Origin of the sequence: Klebsiella sp. HMSC09D12, from assembly GCF_001808475.1 — a bacterium.
In the GTDB taxonomy this organism is placed as follows: domain Bacteria; phylum Pseudomonadota; class Gammaproteobacteria; order Enterobacterales; family Enterobacteriaceae; genus Klebsiella; species Klebsiella oxytoca.
In genome coordinates, this window is the sequence record NZ_KV793506.1 from 104,469 (window position 1) to 125,767 (window position 21,299).

14 protein-coding genes and 1 pseudogene are annotated in these 21,299 nt (G+C 58.4%); 11 read left to right on the forward strand and 4 right to left on the reverse strand.

Features of this window, described 5'->3' with window-relative positions; all coding sequences use genetic code 11:
• Positions 1–31 precede the first annotated feature (31 nt).
• On the reverse strand, positions 32–805 hold the full coding sequence (locus tag HMPREF3178_RS25110; RefSeq protein WP_070585562.1) for an ABC transporter substrate-binding protein: 774 nt from the start codon (positions 803–805) through the stop codon (positions 32–34).
• Positions 806–833: 28 nt separating this feature from the next.
• Positions 834–1,595, reverse strand: coding sequence for a dimethylarginine dimethylaminohydrolase family protein (locus tag HMPREF3178_RS25115; RefSeq protein WP_004113999.1), 762 nt, complete (start codon positions 1,593–1,595; stop codon positions 834–836).
• Between the two features lie 383 nt (positions 1,596–1,978).
• Between HMPREF3178_RS25115 and HMPREF3178_RS25120 the strand changes: the two genes are divergently transcribed.
• From HMPREF3178_RS25120 to yegS, 11 genes and pseudogenes are all read left to right on the forward strand, one after another.
• Positions 1,979–3,232, forward strand: coding sequence for an MdtA/MuxA family multidrug efflux RND transporter periplasmic adaptor subunit (locus tag HMPREF3178_RS25120; protein WP_032745151.1), 1,254 nt, complete (start codon positions 1,979–1,981; stop codon positions 3,230–3,232).
• Entirely contained in the window at positions 3,232–6,354 is a 3,123-nt protein-coding gene (locus HMPREF3178_RS25125; protein ID WP_070585564.1) for an MdtB/MuxB family multidrug efflux RND transporter permease subunit, read from the forward strand. Before HMPREF3178_RS25120 ends, HMPREF3178_RS25125 begins: the two co-directional genes overlap by 1 nt.
• Complete coding sequence (mdtC, locus tag HMPREF3178_RS25130) at positions 6,355–9,432, forward strand: multidrug efflux RND transporter permease subunit MdtC (RefSeq protein WP_004114006.1); 3,078 nt, start codon at positions 6,355–6,357, stop codon at positions 9,430–9,432.
• A 1-nt stretch (position 9,433) separates the two neighbouring features.
• Positions 9,434–10,849, forward strand: a complete 1,416-nt coding sequence (locus tag HMPREF3178_RS25135) for an MFS transporter (RefSeq protein ID WP_032728498.1) — start codon at positions 9,434–9,436, stop codon at positions 10,847–10,849.
• On the forward strand, positions 10,846–12,375 hold the full coding sequence (gene baeS, locus HMPREF3178_RS25140; protein WP_032728501.1) for an envelope stress sensor histidine kinase BaeS: 1,530 nt from the start codon (positions 10,846–10,848) through the stop codon (positions 12,373–12,375). Before HMPREF3178_RS25135 ends, baeS begins: the two co-directional genes overlap by 4 nt.
• On the forward strand, positions 12,372–13,094 hold the full coding sequence (gene baeR / locus HMPREF3178_RS25145; protein ID WP_004103744.1) for an envelope stress response regulator BaeR: 723 nt from the start codon (positions 12,372–12,374) through the stop codon (positions 13,092–13,094). Before baeS ends, baeR begins: the two co-directional genes overlap by 4 nt.
• 198 nt (positions 13,095–13,292) lie before the next feature.
• Complete coding sequence (locus HMPREF3178_RS25150; RefSeq protein WP_024274471.1) at positions 13,293–14,492, forward strand: PcfJ domain-containing protein; 1,200 nt, start codon at positions 13,293–13,295, stop codon at positions 14,490–14,492.
• On the forward strand, positions 14,492–15,208 hold the full coding sequence (locus HMPREF3178_RS25155) for a DUF1266 domain-containing protein (RefSeq protein ID WP_004103748.1): 717 nt from the start codon (positions 14,492–14,494) through the stop codon (positions 15,206–15,208). The genes HMPREF3178_RS25150 and HMPREF3178_RS25155 overlap by 1 nt, the downstream gene beginning before the upstream one ends.
• Positions 15,209–15,219: 11 nt before the next feature.
• A pseudogene (locus HMPREF3178_RS25160) lies at positions 15,220–17,328 on the forward strand (DUF4034 domain-containing protein).
• Between the two features lie 115 nt (positions 17,329–17,443).
• On the forward strand, positions 17,444–18,805 hold the full coding sequence (gene yegQ / locus HMPREF3178_RS25165) for a prephenate-dependent tRNA uridine(34) hydroxylase TrhP (protein WP_004114016.1): 1,362 nt from the start codon (positions 17,444–17,446) through the stop codon (positions 18,803–18,805).
• A 243-nt stretch (positions 18,806–19,048) separates the two neighbouring features.
• On the forward strand, positions 19,049–19,942 hold the full coding sequence (gene yegS, locus HMPREF3178_RS25170; RefSeq protein WP_004103756.1) for a lipid kinase YegS: 894 nt from the start codon (positions 19,049–19,051) through the stop codon (positions 19,940–19,942).
• On the opposite strand, the gene HMPREF3178_RS25175 is transcribed toward yegS, so the two are convergent.
• Both HMPREF3178_RS25175 and HMPREF3178_RS25180 read right to left on the reverse strand, forming a co-directional pair.
• The gene (locus HMPREF3178_RS25175) at positions 19,943–20,413 is read right to left on the reverse strand and encodes a hypothetical protein (protein WP_004103758.1); all 471 of its coding nucleotides are present in this window, start codon (positions 20,411–20,413) and stop codon (positions 19,943–19,945) included.
• Complete coding sequence (locus HMPREF3178_RS25180) at positions 20,400–21,209, reverse strand: winged helix-turn-helix domain-containing protein (protein ID WP_004103760.1); 810 nt, start codon at positions 21,207–21,209, stop codon at positions 20,400–20,402. Before HMPREF3178_RS25180 ends, HMPREF3178_RS25175 begins: the two co-directional genes overlap by 14 nt.
• Positions 21,210–21,299: the final 90 nt, after the last annotated feature.

Genomic DNA, 21,299 nt, shown 5'->3' on the forward strand with positions numbered 1-21,299 from the left:
AAGCCAGCGCCTGCGCCCTCGCCTTCACGGCTTATTTGCCATAAATATCAAAGCTAAAGTATTTTTTCTGGATAGCGTCGTAGGTGCCATCGGCGCGAATAGCCTTGATAGCGCCGTTCAGGGCATCCCGCAGCGCCGGATTATCTTTATTCACCGCAATCCCCACATCGGAAGAGATGCCGCCGTCCTGAATGACCGGACCGGCAAAAGCGAATTTCTGCCCGCGCGGGGTATCAATAAAGCCGGTCGCCGCCTGGATATTATCCTGCAAGGCGGCGTCAATACGTCCGGAGAGCAGGTCAAGGTAGACGTTATCCTGATTCGCGTAGCTGACGATCTTCACGCCGTGGTTGGCCCAGTTAGCCTTCGCAAACGCTTCATGGGTGGAACCGGTCTGGACGCCGACGGACTTGCCTTTCAGGCTGGCGACCTCAGGCAGCAGCGGGCTACCTTTGCGCGCCACCAGCTGCGCTGCGCTGCGGTAGTAGCGGTCGGTGAAGTCCACTTCCTTTTTACGCGCATCGGTCATATTGAGCGAAGCGATAATGGCATCGAACTTATGCGCATTGAGAGCGGCAATCATGCTTTCGAACGGCTGCTTAACGAAAACGCATTTGGCTTTTAGCTGGGTGCACAGCGCGTTGGCGATATCAATATCAAAACCGGTAATTTCACCGCTGGGGGCCAGTACGTCAAACGGCGGATAGCCGCCATCGACGCCAAAGCTGATGGTATCAAACTGCTGGGCGGCCAGCGGCGCGCTGAGCGCCATGCAGGCCAGTAGTGCGGCAAGGCGTAGTTTCATTTCGATCTCCCCGGTGTCGGCGCAAAAATTAAAAACGCAGTGAGAGGCAGGTCAGGCCGCCATCCATTTTCTTAAATTCGCTGGTGTCGAGCTGCACGACAGGCATTCCCAGCTTGCTGATTTCGCCCAGGGTACAGGGGTAGCCCTGCGGCGTAATTAAGGTATCGTTGATCCACAGCGTATTTCCGGCGTAGGCCTCTTCCTCCGGGATCACGATACGGTTGAAGCCGCTAAACGCCGGATGGTTAACGTAGCCTTCCGTCAGCAGCAGCGTATTGCGGCCCACATAGTTGACGATCGATTTCAGATGCAGACCGGCGCTCACGTCAATCGCCGTCACCGTGTAGCCGTGCGGCTCAACGGCGGCGGCAAATTCGCGGATCCCCTGCTCATCGGTACGCGCCGTCAGGCCGATAAAAAATCGTTTGCCCACCAGCAGCACGTCGCCGCCGTCCATATGTCCGCTTTCGCTCATCTGCACCAGTGGACGAAACCCCGCCAGCACCGGCGCAATGGTATCGACTTCGCCCTGACGGCTCGGCGCGCCCGGATGAGTAATCACCGCCAGTTCCGGCATGACCACCGCGGTATCTTCAACAAAGTGCGCATCGGGATATTCCGCCGCGGCAGGAAGCACGGTGACCTTCAGGCCGAGCTGCAGAAGGGTCTCTACATAGGCGAGAAACTGGCGCGTGGTGGCAGCGATATCCGGCGCGCCCAGTTGGGCGGTAGTTTGTCCTGCGCCGCAGGTGGCGGCCGGTAGACGGGCGATAGCTTGGGTAAAATGCATAAAGAACCCTCTGATAGTGGTCGCATTGCTTAAAGCAAAATCTTGAGTGAATTTGATTATTAAACAGATGCGCCTGCCAATCAGGCTGAATCACGCCCCGGGGCCGCTTATTCACGCTGTATATCAGCCTGGCTGCGACGCATTCCGCTGTGACCCTTAAGAAACAGCGAATGACCGGCGATAATTCACCGGGTTCCTCGCCCGGCTAAGCAAAATCGTTAAGCGAATTTTTCGCCTAACTATTCATCGTAACCGGCTCAAGGAAAAGCGTTTTTTCCAGACGTTTCTGGACAGTCTTTTCATAATTCCTCCATTTTTAAGCGGCGTTCGCTGACTAAACTAGTATCATTCCGTGAAACGTTTCAGGATGAGATAGCAAATTAATGAAAGGTAGCAATAAAAGCCGTTGGGCAGCCGTGCTGGTGGTAGCGATCGTCGCGGGCGCCGCGTACTGGTTCTGGCAGGGTCGCGAAGCGGCAAATAGCGGCGCGCCGACGGCGACAGGCGCGCGTCAGCAGGGCCCCGGAGGCGGACGGCCCGGTCGTTTTGGCGCAGCCCTCGCGCCGGTACAGGCGGCAACCGCGACCAGCGAAGCGGTGCCGCGCTACCTTTCCGGCCTCGGCACCGTGACGGCGGCGAATACCGTCACCGTGCGCAGCCGCGTCGACGGCCAGCTTCTGGCGATCCACTTTACCGAAGGCCAGCAGGTCAAAGCGGGCGATCTGCTCGCGGAAATCGATCCCAGCCAGTTTAAAGTCGCCCTCGCCCAGGCCGAGGGGCAACTGGCCAAAGATCGGGCGACCCTCGCCAACGCCCGCCGCGATCTGGCGCGCTACCAGCAGCTGGTGAAAACCAATCTGGTGTCGCGCCAGGAGCTGGATACCCAGCAGTCGCTGGTCAGCGAAACCCAGGGCACGATTAAGGCGGACGAAGCCGCTGTCGCCAGCGCCCAGCTCCAGCTGAACTGGAGCCGCATCACCGCGCCGATTGACGGCCGGGTCGGCTTAAAACAGGTGGATATCGGCAACCAGATCTCCAGCGGCGACACCACCGGCATTGTGGTACTGACGCAAACCCACCCTATTGATGTGGTCTTTACGCTGCCGGAAAACCAAATCGCCACCGTCATACAGGCGCAAAAGGCGGGGAAAAAGCTGGCGGTCGAAGCCTGGGACCGCACCAATAAACAGAAAATCAGCGAAGGCTCGCTGCTGAGCCTCGATAACCAGATTGACGCCACCACCGGCACCATCAAGCTGAAAGCGCGCTTTACAAACCTTGATGACGCCCTGTTCCCCAATCAATTCGTCAACGCCCGTATGCTGGTCGATACCGAGCAAAACGCGGTAGTGATCCCAACCGCCGCGCTGCAAATGGGTAACGAAGGTCATTTCGTCTGGGTACTGAACGACGAGAATAAGGTCAGCAAGCACACCGTCACGCCGGGTATTCAGGACAGTCTTAAAGTGGTGATCAACGCCGGTCTCTCCGCCGGCGATCGCGTGGTTACTGACGGGATCGATCGTCTGACGGAAGGCGCAAAAGTTGAGGTCGTCGAAGCCCACGATGCGGCAACCGCCGCCGAGCCGGAAAAAGCCACCAGCCGCGAATACGGTAAAAAAGGAGCGCGCTCCTGATGCAAGTGTTACCGCCGAGCAGTACGGGCGGCCCTTCCCGTCTGTTTATCATGCGCCCGGTCGCCACGACGCTGTTAATGGTGGCCATCATGCTGGCCGGGATTATCGGCTATCGATTCTTACCGGTTTCGGCGCTGCCGGAAGTGGACTACCCGACGATTCAGGTGGTAACCCTCTATCCCGGCGCCAGCCCGGACGTGATGACCTCATCCGTGACGGCCCCGCTGGAGCGCCAGTTTGGCCAGATGTCCGGCCTCAAGCAGATGTCTTCCCAGAGCTCCGGCGGCGCGTCAGTGGTCACGCTCCAGTTCCAGCTCACGCTGCCGCTGGACGTCGCGGAACAGGAAGTACAGGCGGCCATCAACGCTGCCACCAACCTGCTGCCTTCTGACCTGCCTAACCCGCCGGTCTACAGCAAAGTTAACCCCGCCGATCCGCCGATTATGACCCTCGCGGTCACCTCTTCCGCCGTGCCGATGACCCAGGTCGAGGATATGGTCGAGACCCGCGTGGCGCAGAAGATCTCCCAGGTTTCCGGCGTCGGGCTGGTCACCCTCGCGGGCGGCCAGCGCCCGGCGGTACGCGTCAAGCTCAACGCCCAGGCCATCGCCGCGCTCGGGCTGACCAGCGAAACGGTGCGCACCGCGATAACCAGCGCCAACGTCAACTCGGCGAAAGGGAGCCTTGACGGCCCGGCGCGGGCGGTGACCCTCTCCGCCAACGATCAGATGCAGTCGGCAGAAGATTATCGCCGCCTGATTATCGCCTGGCAGAACGGCGCACCGATTCGCCTCGGCGACGTCGCCACCGTGGAACAGGGCGCGGAAAACAGCTGGCTCGGAGCATGGGCGAACAATCAGCGGGCGATCGTCATGAACGTCCAGCGCCAGCCGGGGGCCAATATTATCTCTACCGCCGACAGCATCCGCCAGATGCTGCCGCAGCTGACCGAAAGTCTGCCGAAATCAGTCAAAGTACAGGTGCTTTCCGACCGCACTACCAACATCCGGGCGTCGGTTAGCGACACCCAGTTCGAGCTGATGCTGGCTATCGCCCTGGTGGTGATGATTATTTACGTCTTTCTGCGCAACGTCCCGGCGACGATTATTCCCGGCATCGCCGTGCCGCTATCGCTGGTCGGCACCTTTGCGGTAATGGTGTTTCTCGATTTTTCGATTAACAACCTGACGCTGATGGCCCTGACCATCGCCACCGGCTTTGTGGTCGATGACGCCATCGTGGTGATCGAAAACATCTCGCGCTATATCGAGAAAGGCGAAAAGCCGCTGGCCGCCGCCCTGAAAGGGGCCGGAGAGATTGGCTTTACCATTATCTCGTTGACCTTCTCGCTGATTGCGGTGCTGATCCCGCTGCTGTTTATGGGCGATATCGTTGGCCGCCTGTTCCGCGAGTTCGCCATTACCCTGGCGGTGGCGATCCTGATCTCCGCGGTGGTGTCGCTGACCCTGACGCCGATGATGTGCGCCCGCATGCTGAGCCACGAGTCGCTGCGCAAGCAGAACCGCTTCTCGCGCGCCAGCGAGCGTTTCTTTGAGCGGGTGATCGCCGTCTATGGCCGCTGGCTGAGCCGGGTATTGAATCATCCCTGGCTGACACTGAGCGTGGCCCTCGGTACCCTGGTGCTGTCGATTATGCTATGGGTGTTTATTCCGAAGGGCTTTTTCCCGATTCAGGACAACGGCATCATTCAGGGTACGCTGCAGGCGCCGCAGTCGGCGTCGTTCGCCAACATGGCCGAGCGCCAGCAGCAGGTGTCGGCGGCGATACTCAAAGATCCGGCGGTAGAAAGCCTGACCTCCTACGTCGGGGTTGACGGCACCAACCCGGCGCTCAACAGCGCCCGCCTGCAAATCAACCTTAAGCCGCTGGACGAGCGCGACGATCGCGTGCAGACGGTGATCGGCCGCCTGCAGAACGCGGTGAGCGGGATTCCCGGCATTGAGCTTTACCTTCAGCCCACGCAGGATCTGACCATTGACACCACCGTCAGCCGCACTCAGTACCAGTTCACCCTGCAGGCGAACTCGCTGGATGCGCTCAGCAACTGGGTCCCTCAGCTGCTGACCCGGCTGCAGGCGCTGCCGCAGCTCTCCGACGTCAGCAGCGACTGGCAGGACAAGGGCCTGGCGGCGTATATCAACGTTGACCGCGATAGCGCCAGCCGCCTCGGCATCAGTATGGCGGACGTCGATAATGCGCTGTATAACGCCTTCGGCCAGCGTTTAATCTCCACCATCTATACCCAGGCGAATCAGTACCGCGTGGTGCTGGAGCAGGATACCCAGGCCACGCCGGGGCTGGCGGCGCTGGATAATATTCGCCTGACCAGCAGCGACGGTGGGATTGTGCCGCTGAAATCCATCGCCAGCGTCGAGGAGCGTTTTGCCCCGCTATCCATAAACCATCTCGATCAGTTCCCGGTCACCACCATCTCGTTTAACGTGCCGGATAACTATTCGCTGGGCGATGCGGTCGATGCCATCCTTGGCGCCGAACAGGCGCTGGAATTCCCGAGCGATATCCGCACCCAGTTCCAGGGCAGCTCTCTGGCTTTCCAGTCGGCGCTGGGCAGCACCGTCTGGCTGGTGGTCGCTGCGGTAGTGGCGATGTATATCGTCCTCGGAGTACTGTATGAAAGCTTTATTCACCCGATAACGATTCTCTCCACCCTGCCGACGGCGGGCGTGGGCGCGCTGCTGGCGCTGTGGCTGGCGGGGAGCGAACTGGACGTTATCGCGATTATCGGCATCATACTGCTGATCGGCATCGTCAAGAAAAACGCCATCATGATGATCGACTTCGCGCTGGCCGCCGAACGCGAACAGGGCATGCCGCCGCGCGAGGCTATCTACCAGGCCTGTCTGCTGCGCTTTCGTCCCATCCTGATGACCACCCTCGCCGCCCTGCTCGGCGCGCTGCCGCTGATGCTCAGCACCGGCGTCGGCGCGGAGCTGCGCCGTCCGCTGGGGATTGGCATGGTCGGCGGTCTGATGCTCAGCCAGGTGCTGACCCTGTTCACTACCCCGGTGATCTATCTGCTGTTCGACCGACTGTCGCTGTATATGAAGAGCCGATTCCCGCGGCGTGAAGAGGAGGCGTAGGTGAAGTTTTTCGCGCTCTTCATTTACCGTCCGGTGGCGACGATTCTGATTTCGCTCGCCATTACTCTCTGCGGCATCCTCGGTTTTCGCCTGCTGCCGGTAGCGCCGCTGCCGCAGGTGGACTTCCCGGTTATCATGGTCAGCGCCTCGCTGCCCGGCGCGTCGCCGGAGACCATGGCCTCTTCGGTGGCGACGCCGCTGGAGCGCTCTTTGGGGCGGATTGCCGGGGTCAATGAGATGACCTCCTCCAGCTCGCTCGGCAGTACGCGCATCATTCTTGAGTTCAACTTTGACCGCGATATCAACGGCGCGGCCCGCGACGTGCAGGCGGCGATTAACGCCGCGCAAAGCCTGCTGCCGAGCGGTATGCCGAGCCGTCCGACCTATCGCAAAGCCAACCCGTCAGACGCGCCGATCATGATCCTCACCCTCACCTCGGATACCTGGTCCCAGGGTGAACTGTACGACTTCGCCTCAACCCAACTGGCGCAGACCATTGCCCAGATTGACGGCGTCGGCGACGTCGACGTCGGCGGCAGTTCGCTGCCCGCGGTGCGCGTCGACCTCAACCCACAGGCGCTGTTTAACCAGGGCGTGTCGCTCGACGCGGTGCGCACCGCCATCAGCAACGCCAACGTGCGTAAACCGCAGGGGGCGCTGGAAGATGCCACACACCGCTGGCAGGTGGCGACCAACGACGAGCTGAAAACCGCTGCCGAATACCAGCCGCTGATCGTGCACTACAACAACGGCGCGGCGGTGCGCCTCGGCGACGTCGCCAACGTCACCGATTCGGTGCAGGACGTGCGCAACGCCGGGATGACTAACGCCAAACCGGCGATTTTGCTGATGATCCGTAAGCTGCCGGAGGCCAATATCATTGAAACGGTGGACAGCATTCGCGCCCGTCTGCCGGAGCTACAGCGCACCATCCCGGCCTCTGTCGATCTGCAAATCGCCCAGGACCGTTCGCCGACCATCCGCGCCTCGCTGGAGGAAGTTGAGCAAACGCTGGTGATCTCGGTGGCGCTGGTGATCCTCGTGGTCTTCCTCTTCCTCCGCTCGGGGCGCGCGACGCTGATCCCGGCGGTGGCGGTTCCGGTTTCGCTGATCGGCACCTTCGCCGCCATGTACCTGTGCGGCTTCAGCCTTAACAACCTGTCGCTGATGGCGCTGACCATCGCTACCGGCTTCGTGGTTGATGACGCCATCGTGGTGCTGGAAAACATTTCCCGCCATCTCGAAGCGGGCATGAAGCCGCTGCAGGCGGCGCTGCAGGGGAGCCGGGAAGTCGGATTTACCGTTCTGTCGATGAGCCTGTCGCTGGTGGCGGTATTCCTGCCGCTGCTGCTGATGGGCGGCCTGCCGGGAAGGCTGCTGCGCGAATTCGCCGTTACTCTGTCGGTGGCGATCGGCATCTCGCTGGCGGTCTCCCTGACCCTGACGCCGATGATGTGCGGCTGGCTGCTGAAAAGCGGCAAGCCGCACGAGCCGACGCGCAAGCGCGGTGTTGGCCGCCTGCTGGTGGCGATTCAGGGCGGATACGGTAAGTCGCTGAAGTGGGTACTGAAGCATAGCCGCTTAACCGGCCTGGTGCTGCTTGGCACCATCGCGCTGAGCGTCTGGCTCTATATTTCGATTCCTAAAACCTTCTTCCCGGAGCAGGACACCGGGGTGCTGATGGGCGGGATCCAGGCCGATCAGAGCATCTCGTTCCAGGCGATGCGCGGCAAGCTGGAGGACTTTATGAAGATCATTCGTGAAGATCCGGCGGTGGACAACGTCACCGGTTTTACCGGCGGCTCGCGGGTCAACAGCGGGATGATGTTTATCACCCTGAAGTCGCGCGATGAGCGCCATGAAACGGCGCAGCAGATTATCGATCGGCTGCGGAAAAAGCTGGCCAAAGAGCCGGGGGCCAACCTGTTCCTGATGGCGGTACAGGATATCCGCGTCGGCGGCCGTCAGGCCAACGCCAGCTACCAGTACACGCTGCTGTCGGACGACCTTGCGGCGCTGCGGGAGTGGGAACCCAAAATCCGCAAAACGCTGGCGGCGCTGCCGGAGCTGGCGGACGTCAACTCCGACAGCCAGAATAACGGCGCCGAGATGGACCTGATCTACGACCGCGATACCATGTCGCGACTCGGCATCAGCGTGCAGGACGCCAATAATCTGCTAAATAACGCCTTCGGTCAGCGGCAGATCTCAACCATCTACCAGCCGCTGAACCAGTATAAAGTGGTGATGCAGGTCGACCCGGTCTACACCCAGGACGTCAGCGCCCTCGATAAAATGTTTGTGATCAACAGCGAAGACAAGCCGATCCCGCTATCCTATTTCGCCAAATGGCAGCCGGCCAACGCCCCGCTGTCGGTGAACCATCAGGGGCTGTCGGCGGCATCGACCGTGTCGTTTAACCTGCCTACCGGCAAATCGCTGTCAGAAGCCAGCGACGCCATTAACCGGGCGATGACCCAGCTTGGCGTACCGTCCAGCGTCCGCGGGTCGTTCGCCGGGACCGCGCAGGTGTTCCAGGAGACCATGAACTCGCAGGTGATCCTGATTCTGGCGGCTATCGCCACGGTCTATATCGTGCTGGGGATCCTCTATGAGAGCTACGTTCATCCGCTAACCATTCTGTCGACTATTCCGTCCGCGGGCGTCGGCGCGCTGCTGGCGCTGGAGCTTTTCGATGCCCCGTTCAGCCTAATCGCGCTTATCGGGATTATGCTATTAATTGGCATTGTGAAGAAAAACGCCATCATGATGGTCGACTTTGCCCTGGAAGCGCAGCGCAACGGCAACCTGCCGCCGGAAGAGGCAATCTTCCAGGCCTGTCTGCTGCGTTTCCGGCCGATAATGATGACCACCCTGGCAGCGCTGTTCGGCGCGCTGCCGCTGGTTATCTCTGGCGGCGATGGCGCCGAGCTGCGCCAGCCCTTGGGGATCACCATTGTCGGCGGTCTGGTAATGAGTCAGCTGTTGACCCTGTATACCACGCCGGTGGTCTATCTGTTCTTCGACCGTCTGCGGCTGCGTTTTTCGCGAAAAGTCCATCAACCGGTAAGCGAATAACATGACAGATCTTCCTTCCAGCGTACGCTGGCAGCTGTGGATAGTGGCCTTTGGCTTTTTTATGCAGGCGCTGGATACCACCATCGTTAACACCGCCCTCCCCTCAATGGCGCAAAGTCTTGGGGAGAGCCCGCTGCATATGCATATGGTTATCGTCTCCTACGTGCTGACGGTGGCGGTGATGCTGCCCGCCAGCGGCTGGCTGGCGGATCGTGTCGGAGTAAGAAATATCTTTTTTAGCGCCATCGTGCTGTTCACCGCCGGCTCCCTGTTCTGCGCGCAGGCCGCCACGCTCGATCAGCTGATTCTGGCCCGGGTGCTGCAGGGCGTCGGCGGCGCAATGATGGTTCCCGTAGGCCGCCTGACGGTAATGAAAATTGTCCCGCGCAGCCAATATATGGCGGCGATGACCTTCGTCACCCTGCCCGGCCAGGTGGGGCCGCTGCTCGGCCCGGCGCTCGGCGGGATGCTGGTGGAGTACGCCTCCTGGCACTGGATCTTTCTGATCAATATTCCGGTTGGCATCATCGGCGCCATCGCCACGCTGTGGCTGATGCCCAACTACACTCTGCAAACCCGGCGCTTTGATATCCTCGGCTTTATTTTGCTGGCCGCTGGCATGGCGACGCTCACCCTGGCGCTCGACGGCAAAAAGGGGCTCGGAATCTCCCCCCTGTGGCTGACGGCGCTGGTGGCCATCGGCGCGGCGTCAATTCTGTGCTATCTGTGGCACGCGCGCGGCAACCGCAACGCGCTGTTCAGCCTGAAGCTGTTTAACAACCGCACCTTTTCTCTCGGCCTTGGCGGCAGCTTCGCCGGGCGCATCGGCAGCGGTATGCTGCCGTTCATGACCCCGGTGTTTTTACAGATTGGCCTCGGCTTTTCGCCGTTCCACGCCGGGCTGATGATGATCCCGATGGTGCTTGGCAGCATGGGAATGAAGCGCATTGTGGTTCAGGTGGTCAACCGCTTCGGCTATCGTCGGGTGCTGGTGACTTCAACGATCGGCCTCGCGCTGGTCAGCCTGCTATTTATGGCCGTCGCGCTCGCGGGCTGGTACTGGCTGCTGCCGGTGGTCCTGTTTCTGCAGGGAATGATTAACTCCAGCCGCTTCTCCTCAATGAATACCCTGACCCTGAAGGACCTGCCCGACGATCTGGCCAGCAGCGGCAACAGCATGCTATCGATGGTCATGCAGCTGTCGATGAGTATCGGCGTCACTATCGCCGGGATGCTACTCGGTCTCTACGGCCAGCAGCATATCGGCGTCGATGCGGCGACCGCTCATCAGGTGTTTCTTTATACCTACTTAAGCATGGCGGTGGTTATTGCGCTGCCGGCACTCATTTTTTCCCGCGTACCGGACGACACCACGATGAATACCGTGCTTCGTCGCCGTAAAAGGAGTGAGTCTTGAAGTTCTGGCGTCCCGGCATTACCGGCAAGCTGTTTATCGCGATTCTTGCCACCTGCATCGTGCTGCTAATCAGCATGCACTGGGCGGTGCGTATTAGCTTTGAACGCGGCTTTATCGACTATATCAAGCGCGGCAACGAACAGCGCCTGACCATGCTCGGCGATGCCCTGAGCGAACAGTATGCCCAGCACGGCAGCTGGAAGTTCCTGCGCAACAACGACCGCTTTATTTTCCAGCTGCTGAAAACCTTTGAGCGCGACAATGACGATCGCTCGCCGCCGGGTCGCGGCATGGGTCCGATGGACGAACCGCGTCCGGGCCCCGGCCCCGGAGAGATGCCGCCGGATGCCGCGCCGGACCGCCCCCTTGAGGGCCCGCGCGGCGATCGTGGCGATCGCGGTCCCGGTCCTGATATGCCTCCGCACGGCTGGCGCACGATGTTCTGGGTGGTCGATCAGAAAGGGCGCGTACTAGTGGGCCCGCGCGAGCGCGTCCCGACAGACGGTACCCGGCGCAGCATTATGGTTAACGGCGTCGAGGTTGGCGCGGTCATTGCCTCGCCGGTTGAGCGCCTGACGCGCAACACCGATATCAACTTCGACCGTCAGCAGAAACGCACCAGCTGGCTGATTGTCGCCCTCGCTACGCTGCTGGCGGCGCTGGCCACCTTCCCGCTGGCGCGCGGTCTGCTCGCCCCGGTTAAACGGCTGGTTGAGGGGACTCATCGTCTGGCGGCCGGCGATTTCTCCACCCGGGTCACCGCCACCAGCAGCGATGAACTGGGGCGCCTGGCGAAAGATTTCAACCAGCTAGCCAGTACCCTTGAACGCAATCAGCAAATGCGCCGCGACCTGATGGCCGATATTTCTCATGAACTGCGCACGCCGCTGGCGGTGCTGCGCGGCGAGCTGGAGGCGATTCAGGATGGCATCAGGAAATTTACCCCGGATTCCATCGCCTCCCTACAGGCGGAGGTCGCCACCCTCACCAAACTGGTCGAGGATTTGCACCAGCTTTCCATGTCCGATGAAGGCGCCCTCACCTACCAGAAAAGCTCGGTGGATATTATTAATCTGCTGGAGGTCGCCGCCGGCGCGTTTCGCGAGCGCTTCGCCAGCCGTGGACTGTCGATTGGCGTTTCGCTGCCGGAAAGCGCGGCGATTTTCGGCGACCGGGATCGCCTGATGCAGCTGTTCAACAACCTGCTGGAAAACAGCCTGCGCTATACCGATAGCGGCGGCGGCCTGCAGATTAGCGCCAGCCAGAGCGGCCAGATGCTGATTCTCGACTTTGCCGATAGCGCGCCCGGCGTCACCGACGAACAGCTGGAGCGGCTGGTTGAGCGCTTTTATCGTACCGAAGGGTCGCGTAATCGTGCCAGCGGCGGCTCTGGTCTGGGGCTGGCGATTTGCCTTAACATCGTGGCTGCCCACGGCGGCACTTTACGTGCCGGCCATTCGCCTTTGGGCGGGGTTAGCATTAAAGTAGAGTTACCTCTGGAACGTAATTTATCGAGAGACGTATGACTGAATTACCTGTTGATGAAAACACGCCGCGCATTCTTATCGTGGAAGATGAGCCCAAACTGGGCCAATTGCTGATCGATTATCTTCAGGCGGCGGGTTACGCGCCGACGCTGATCAATCACGGCGATCGGGTTCTACCGTACGTTCGCCAGACGCCGCCGCATCTGATCCTGCTGGATCTGATGCTGCCCGGTACCGACGGACTCACTCTGTGCCGGGAAATCCGCCGTTTCTCTGAAGTTCCGGTGGTGATGGTAACCGCCAAAATCGAGGAGATCGACCGCCTGCTGGGGTTAGAAATCGGCGCCGATGACTATATCTGTAAGCCCTATAGCCCGCGTGAAGTGGTGGCCCGCGTGAAGACCATTCTTCGCCGCTGCAAGCCGCAGCGCGATCTGCAGGCGCTGGATGCCGAAAGCCCGCTGATTGTCGACGAGGGCCGCTTCCAGGCTTCCTGGCGCAACAAGCTGCTGGACCTCACGCCCGCCGAGTTCCGGCTGCTGAAGACCCTCTCTCAGGAGCCGGGTAAAGTCTTCTCCCGTGAACAGCTGCTCAATCATCTGTACGACGATTACCGCGTGGTCACCGATCGCACCATTGACAGCCATATCAAAAACCTGCGCCGCAAGCTGGAATCGCTGGACGCCGAGCAGTCGTTTATCCGCGCCGTTTACGGCGTTGGATATCGCTGGGAAGCCGACGCCTGCCGCCTGGCGTAACCGCACAGCCCCGGCTCAGCGCCGGGGCTGGCATTTTCTGTTATCCGCTCCCCCAAATAAGCCCCTCAGCGGCGCTTCAGGAAAAAACTGCGCCCTTCGGGTCATAATCTGAGAATACCGGCAATAATAAGAAATACGTCACCGGCATGATATATTGCAGGCGGATATTCTCTAATATTCAACTGCGCAAGGAATGTCATGAGTAATATTCATAGAAAATATAGTCCACGAAATATAATTAACGCTCCTGATGTAAAATCGGCCATTATTTCTCGCAGCGAACAGCGTGACGACGGTAGTAGTATTCAACGCTGGCTAAGCAACCATTTTTTTCGCTGGGCTATCGGTAATTTTCCCCACGTTTACCCCGTACGCTCCGCCGCCGATTATGCGGTTTACTTTGGCGCGGAGAAGGCGATCCCCGCGTGGTTGATATCCGGGCTGGGCGGCGGCGGCGCCTTTTACTATCTTAATCCACAGCATCCGCAGCTGCTGGCGACGGAAAGGGAGTTACTGGAGTTCCTGTCGCGGCTGGAAGGCACGCGGCTGGAAAGCAAACTTCAGCGCATTAACTGTTTCACCGTCCTGGACATGCGCGAGGCCGAGCACCAGAAAATGCAGCGCCTGCGCGAACGAGGCTGGTACCCCTCCAGCGACGACGCCATTAAGCCGCTGATGAAGGTCACTGCTGGGCAGTGGGTCGCCTTCGATGCCGCCAGCCCGGCCTTGCGTAGTGAAATGGCCTATGAATCCTGGCATATGCAGCACTGCGTCGGCCAGTTCGAGGATAAAGGGTCACTCTCCGGCGGCTACGGCGAGCACTACGCCCGGCAAATTGAACAAGGCGCATTTCGCCTTCTGAGCCTGCGCGACGAAAATAATATTCCCCACGTCACCCTGAGCCTGAGGATAAATAATGACAGCATGAGTATCGATCAAATTAAAGGTAAGCAGAACCAGCATCCTGTTAAAAAATATGCCGCCGACGTTTTGGCTTTATTACATTATCTGCAACCACGTCCCGAGCGCCACGCCGATTGTGAAGGTATGGGGATCGTCTATGAAGCGACGCCGCAATTTGCTGGCTGGAAATTTATCACCGATGTGGTTGATTTTGATTTTTTACTCAACGTTCTGCATAACAATTTTCATTTAATGACGCACTTCCCTCACCCACCGGTGGCGCTACAGTGGCTGCTTCTGCACAGCGCTCCGGAGGCATTGCGCTATCTTCGGACGATCGATCCCAACGTGGCGACCGCGGCGGAAATGCTGTTCCCACAGCATGAATGGCACCCTACGCTTGCCGGGAAAAACACCTGCAGCCAGCCTTTTGAAATTGAGAGCCTGACGCTACAAACCACGCGCTACCGACCCCACACCGGAGAGAGTCCTTGATGCTGCTGATAGCCTTGTTTACCACCGCTTATTACCTGCGCTTACGCGCCAAAAAAAAGAATAAACAGCTGGTTGCCGCCCGCATCGCCGAGGAAAAAGAAAAGGACCGTCTTAACGATCTGCGCCGCGATAGCCGAAGACGCCAGTGGGCGCTGGCGTTAGCCGATCTCCTCTCGCACCGCAATGGCCTGCCGACAAAAGGCGTACAGCTGGCGTTGAAACTTGATGATGACCAGCGCCGCCACCTGACGCAGCAGGTAAAAAAAGAACTGGGCTTGCATCAGCACCTCGACGGCGCGGCGTTACGCCAGCAGATCGCCGAGATCCTGCGCTGCTGGCCGGCGGGCATGGGCAACTCGCCGCGCACGTTTTACCACCACCTGGCGGCCCAGGGCCGGGTTCGCGACGCGCTGGCGTTCGACTGCATGCGCACCGCCTTTCTGACGCGCTGTATCGCCGGACTCGGCTGGTGCGACGAAAATCAGGCCTGGCTGGTTCTCCTGTTAAACGCCCAGCGGGCGCAGGATTGTTTTGCTTCGTGGGAAGATTACGCCACCGCCTACGTCCGCGCCCGCCGGGTACGGCTGGCATTAATGGATACGCCAACGGCGGTTGCCGGACGCGATGTGCAGGAGGTGGCCTGTTATCTGAAAGCCTCCTTCAGCCGCTGGAAAACGCTGCCGTGGAATGACTTCAAAATTTTCGACCCGGTTTAAAAGGAGTATATATGGAAAAGGATGACCCACTGCTCACCGCCATGTTTGAGATGTGCAACCGTAAAAATCCCCTCAATGACAGACAGCGCGAGTGGTCTATCGCGGATCTTCCCGGCCTGTTGCGCGAAGGATGTTATGACGAGCTCGAGGCGCGCTATAGCCGGGCGCTGGCGGAAAGCCTGACCAGCCGCGAGGCGGAAAAACGTTACTTCCTCGCCTGGACGCAGATGTGCAACCATTTTTACGATATGGATGCGCTGGTCGAGGCCGGGCCTGCTGGGTTAGCGCTGATCAAAAACTGGCAGCGCGCCCGCCCGCGCTCCAGCTATGCCTGGCTTGCTGAGGCCCAGTACTGGAACCACCGCGCGTGGCTCTATCGCAGCTACGGCTGGGCGCAGGATACCACCCGCGCCATGTGGATCTGCGCCAGCGCCTGCAATTAGCGGATGGTCATTGCCGCTCTCTACGCCATCGACCTCGAACCACGCCAGTGGATGGCGGCGTCCCTGACCAGCACTAACTCTAAGGTCTTCGGCCAGCCCGACTGGCTGGCTGAGTTCCTTGCCGGCGCTGAGGTTGCGGGACGACCGCTGATGCAGGAACTGGCTGAGTATCACCGCCGCTCACCGCAGGAAGTGGAGGCGCTGATGGCCTATTCCGGCCTGTCGTTTGCCGACGCGGTATGCCCGAATCTTCCGCGTCCGCAGGTACTGCCTGCGTGCGATGGCGACGCCGGGCAACGCTACTGGCTCGCCGTTTGTCTGGCGATTTTCCCGACGGCATTTTACGCGCTGGATGAGTATATTCCGTTTCGTATGCCGCGCTGGGGAGGATCGCATCAGGAGATCAGCGAATTTCTGGCATCACCGGTATGCGATCATCTTACCGCCGCCGAGCGGGAGCATCTGGAACTTTTAATCTGGTGGGATGACCATCGCGATCTGCGCATCAATGAAGTGGATTCACCGACCGAGCGGGAGCGTATTATCGCCAAAGCAGAAGAGATTGCCCGACGGGCGCACATGGCGCAGTCTCGCCACCATGCGCTGGAGTGGCTGCTGCTCTGCTATAGCGATTTAGACGATAAAGACGCGCTCTGGCTCACCCTGCAGCGTTCGGTCATGGAAAAAGTGAAGCTCAACAATTACTACACCGCGTGGGCGTTAAAGTTTGCGCTGCGCGATTTCTCGGACAGCGAGTGGATTTACAATTTCATCTGCCCGAATGCGCAACAAACCGAATACGGCGTGCCGAAAATCTATCGCGGCTACTTCCAGTACGCGGGGTTATTTGGCTTTGAAAAAGATGAAGCGCAGGGTGCCGTCTGGCTCGATAGCGTCGCCGACATTGAATACGACCATAACTGGCGGGCGGCGATAAAAGATTTTCGCTGGCTCGGTTACCCCGAATATCTCCTGCCTCTGGCCCACCTTGGCGCCCGGAGAAACATCCCCAGCGCGCTTAATCAGCTCGGGGTGGAATCTCATGCCAGAGATAACGGAGGCTTGTTGCCGTACGATCCCGCCATCGCCTTCGGTTACTGCCAGCAAGCGGCAGAGATTTTACGCCAGCACGTCGCGCAGCGCGACGCAGATAAGTATCGCTTGATCGCTAACGGCGGCGATGACGGCTATGAACAGGACCTGCAGGAGATCCATTTCCGCATGGCCAACTGCTGCGAACGTCTGATCAACCAGGCTCCGCCGGCGGAAAAGCGCGCTGCTTACGAAAAAAACCTTCTCGATAATCTCTATCTGGCCTCCCGCTATGGCGATAAGCGGGCCTGGGAACTCTTTCTGCTTAATATCGCCGGCGTAAAAGATTTAGCGCTGGCGCACTCACATTTGCAACAGGTGCAGGAAGCGGCAAATAAAGGTTCGCCGGAGGCCATGGTGGCGCTGTCGCAGCTGTACGGTAACAAACGGGATAAAGCGCTTTATAATATGAAACAGAGCGCGCGCTGGGCGCATTTTTTCATCACCTTGTACCCTGAACATGAATTATTCATGGATCTGGATGCTCTCCATTTCGATTCTTTCTGGAAACGCTGGCGCTTTGCCTGGTATACCTCACGTATCCCGGATTCCGAGCTGCCGGGGCAGGTCAACTCCATGGTGTAAGGTGGTTTACTCCCCTGCCCCACAGCGCTACAATGCCCGCCCTTAATGTGGGGGCACTCCCCAACTCGCCGCACCGGGTGCGGCGAATCTGACCTGTCATCAGAACGAGAAAATCATGTTTAAACCGGAACTCCTTTCCCCGGCGGGAACGCTGAAAAATATGCGTTACGCTTTCGCCTATGGCGCAGATGCCGTTTATGCGGGCCAACCCCGCTACTCCCTGCGCGTGCGTAACAACGAATTCAATCACGAAAATCTGCAGCTCGGCATTAACGAAGCCCACGCGTTGGGTAAAAAATTCTATGTGGTGGTTAACATTGCCCCGCATAACGCCAAGCTGAAAACGTTTATTCGCGATCTGAAGCCGGTGGTGGAAATGGGGCCGGATGCGCTGATCATGTCCGATCCGGGCTTAATTATGCTGGTGCGCGAACATTTTCCCGACATGGATATTCATCTGTCGGTGCAGGCCAACGCCGTGAACTGGGCGACAGTCAAGTTCTGGCAGCAAATGGGGCTGACCCGCGTCATTCTCTCCCGCGAGCTGTCGCTGGATGAAATCGCCGAAATTCGCAGCCAGGTGCCGGAGATGGAAATTGAAATCTTCGTTCACGGCGCGCTGTGCATGGCCTACTCTGGCCGCTGCCTGCTCTCGGGCTATATCAACAAACGCGATCCGAACCAGGGCACCTGCACCAATGCCTGCCGCTGGGAGTACAACGTGCAGGAAGGTAAAGAAGACGACGTCGGTAATATCGTGCATAAGCACGAACCGATCCCGGTGCAGAACGTCGAGCCGACGCTGGGCATCGGCGCGCCGACTGACCAGGTGTTTATGATTGAAGAGGCCAAACGTCCGGGCGAATACATGACCGCGTTTGAAGACGAACACGGCACCTATATCATGAACTCGAAAGATCTGCGCGCTATCGCTCACGTCGAGCGGCTGACCCAGATGGGCGTTCATTCGCTGAAAATCGAAGGCCGCACGAAATCACATTACTATTGTGCCCGTACCGCTCAGGTCTACCGCAAGGCCATTGACGACGCCGCCGCAGGCAAACCGTTCGATACTTCCCTGCTGGATACCCTGGAAAACCTCGCGCATCGCGGCTATACCGAAGGTTTTCTGCGTCGCCATACGCACGATGACTACCAGAACTATGAGCACGGCTACTCTGTTTCCGAACGCCAGCAGTTCGTCGGCGAATTTACCGGCGAGCGCAACGGCCAGCTGGCGGCGGTGGCGGTGAAAAATAAATTTTCCGTCGGCGACAGCCTTGAGCTGATGACCCCGCAGGGCAACGTCAACTTTACTCTCGAACATATGGAAAACGGCAAAGGCGAGCGAGTGTCGGTAGCGCCGGGCGACGGGCACACAGTATGGTTGCCTGTCCCGGAAGATATGGTGCTGCAATATGCTCTGCTGATGCGCAACTTTACTGGTCAGACAACCCGAAACCCGCACAGTAACTAGTTAATTTGGGTTATTTTTTCACGATGTAAAGATATTAGAAACGGATCACATACCGTTTCGTTCAAAGCAGATATCATCCATTTCGCTGAAAAACATAACCCATAAATGCTAGCTGTACCAGGAACCACCTCCTTAGCCTGCGTAATCTCCCTTACGCGGGCTTATTTTTTATCTCTCCCCCCGCCTTCGCTTTCTTCATGCGGTACACTTTATGCATTACTGAGCAATAAAGGTCCCCTGATAATGTCCACGTTTCCAGCCAGCTTACTGATTCTGAATGGCAAAGGCGCCAATGAACCGCAGCTACGCGAGGCGGTTAAACTGTTACGCGACGAAGGAATCGATATTCACGTCCGCGTCACCTGGGAAAAAGGCGATGCCGTTCGCTTTGTCGATGAAGCTCTGCAGCTGAATGTCGAAACGGTGATTGCCGGCGGCGGTGATGGCACCATCAATGAGGTGGCGACGGCGCTGGTCGAGCGCGACGGTAAAATGGCGCTGGGGATTTTGCCGCTGGGCACGGCGAACGACTTCGCCACCAGCGTCGGCATCCCGCAGGATCTGGCCAGCGCGCTGAAGCTGGCCATCGTTGGCCGCGAAGTGGCGATAGATATTGCGCGAGTTAACGATAAGACCGGTTTTATTAATATGGCCACCGGCGGTTTCGGCACCCGCATTACGACCGAAACCCCGGAGAAACTCAAGGCCGCGCTCGGCGGCGTCTCGTATTTGATCCACGGCCTGATGCGCATGGATACGCTCAAGCCGGACCGCTGCGAAATCCGCGGCGAGAACTTTCACTGGCATGGCGATGCGCTGGTCATCGGCATCGGCAACGGGCGTCAGGCCGGCGGCGGCCAGCAGCTGTGCCCGGAAGCATTAATCAACGACGGCCTGCTGCATCTGCGCATTTTCACCGGCGAAGAGCTGATCCCTGCGCTGTTCAGCACCCTGGCAAATCCGCAAACCTCGCCGAATATCATCGACGGCGTCTCATCGTGGTTTGAGATAACTGCCCCTCATGAGATGACGTTTAACCTCGACGGCGAACCGCTGACCGGTAAAACCTTCCGCATGGAGCTTTTACCGGCCGCGCTACGCTGCCGGCTTCCTCCCGACTGTCCGCTGCTACGTTGATCAGGTTTCGCAAAGCAAAGACGGCGCCCGGCTGGTATACAGCAGCCGGGTTCGTTGATTGAGCCGCTGAATATTAAGGTAAAACGGCACCTGCGGCTGCAGGAAAAACTTGGGCAGGATGTTGTTAATATGCTTCTCCTGCTCGGTTTCGCCGATGCTGGCAGAGACGGTTTCCGATCGCAGGAAGTAGTGCTGGCCGTCGCGGGTAAAGCTAAACCAGATGTTCTGGTTGATGGTAAACGATTCACCCTGCGGCGGCGTAATCTCTCCCCGGACAATCACCAGCCCACGGGTGCTATCAAATACGAAGCGTAATGAAATATCGCCCTGATAACCTGAGTTTAATAGCCGCATCTCACCGCTGCACTGGAAATGATTGCGCTGCCAGTATTGCCAGGATTTTATCGTCATACCGCTTAATACTCCGATAAATACGATAGCGATTAACCATTTAATTTCACGCCGGCGCATTGACTACCTCCTTAATGTAATATTTGGTGAGGCATTGATTATCACGCCATTGACTAAATGGCTGACGGCAGCGAATCACCGACACCCGCGCTTGCCCGGGATAAAGCGTCAAATAAATCCATGGATATTCTTCGCATTCAAATTTACTGCGCTTGATAAAATTGACATGACGAACATGGTCAACTACGTCATTATTGGCAAAGAAGTGACATTGTTGCGAAAATTTAGCAATTATGGGCGAATAACTTTGCAAATAAGATTCGAATTCTGTTTGCCACGCAACAAATCCACAAACCAGACAACTCAGCAGCGCCGCAAGCCCCCACAAAAGAGAGCGTCGCGGCCTTAACCGCTTTTTTTCGGGCAAACTCGCAGCTGCGACCTCCTTATGAACAGGCTCGTCAACGGGCGCTTGTGGCTCCTCCGCCGTCGGTGCCTTCTCTACATCGCGCGGCTGAGATTCCGTAACCGTTAATGTTGCATCCAGCCTGACGCCTACCCTCGGCACCGTAATAATAATATCCTCGTCTACCCCCAGCTCCTTAAATGCCCGACGTAACAGGGAAATATTCTGGTAAAAACCGTTGCTGGTTACCTGGGCGCCATGCTTTATCCACACTTCCTCAAAAAAGGTTTCGCGGGCAACAGTATTGCCATCATGCTGAATAAGCAGTAATAAACAGCGGCTGGCCGGCATATTTAAGGAAACCGTTTTCGTCTCGTCAGCAATAAGTATTAGAGCGCTACGCTGAGGAAAAAAGGCAATTCTTCCATTAATCGTATATATTTTTTCCATCCTGTTCTCTGAGAATAGTAATCACGTGGATGAGCGGCAGGGGGTACCCTACTATAAATAGGGTAATCCGCCATGACGTTGATGACATCT

Excerpts from the sequence above, each read along its gene's own strand:
- baeR (WP_004103744.1), top strand. The coding sequence starts at position 12,372 with ATGACTGAATTACCTGTTGATGAAAACACGCCGCGCATTCTTATCGTG.
- HMPREF3178_RS25175 (WP_004103758.1), bottom strand. The coding sequence starts at position 20,413 with ATGCGCCGGCGTGAAATTAAATGGTTAATCGCTATCGTATTTATCGGA.
- HMPREF3178_RS25150 (WP_024274471.1), top strand. The coding sequence starts at position 13,293 with ATGAGTAATATTCATAGAAAATATAGTCCACGAAATATAATTAACGCT.
- HMPREF3178_RS25125 (WP_070585564.1), top strand. The coding sequence starts at position 3,232 with ATGCAAGTGTTACCGCCGAGCAGTACGGGCGGCCCTTCCCGTCTGTTT.
- HMPREF3178_RS25180 (WP_004103760.1), bottom strand. The coding sequence starts at position 21,209 with ATGGAAAAAATATATACGATTAATGGAAGAATTGCCTTTTTTCCTCAG.
- yegS (WP_004103756.1), top strand. The coding sequence starts at position 19,049 with ATGTCCACGTTTCCAGCCAGCTTACTGATTCTGAATGGCAAAGGCGCC.
- HMPREF3178_RS25120 (WP_032745151.1), top strand. The coding sequence starts at position 1,979 with ATGAAAGGTAGCAATAAAAGCCGTTGGGCAGCCGTGCTGGTGGTAGCG.
- HMPREF3178_RS25155 (WP_004103748.1), top strand. The coding sequence starts at position 14,492 with ATGCTGCTGATAGCCTTGTTTACCACCGCTTATTACCTGCGCTTACGC.
- HMPREF3178_RS25110 (WP_070585562.1), bottom strand. The coding sequence starts at position 805 with ATGAAACTACGCCTTGCCGCACTACTGGCCTGCATGGCGCTCAGCGCG.
- HMPREF3178_RS25115 (WP_004113999.1), bottom strand. The coding sequence starts at position 1,595 with ATGCATTTTACCCAAGCTATCGCCCGTCTACCGGCCGCCACCTGCGGC.
- yegQ (WP_004114016.1), top strand. The coding sequence starts at position 17,444 with ATGTTTAAACCGGAACTCCTTTCCCCGGCGGGAACGCTGAAAAATATG.
- HMPREF3178_RS25135 (WP_032728498.1), top strand. The coding sequence starts at position 9,434 with ATGACAGATCTTCCTTCCAGCGTACGCTGGCAGCTGTGGATAGTGGCC.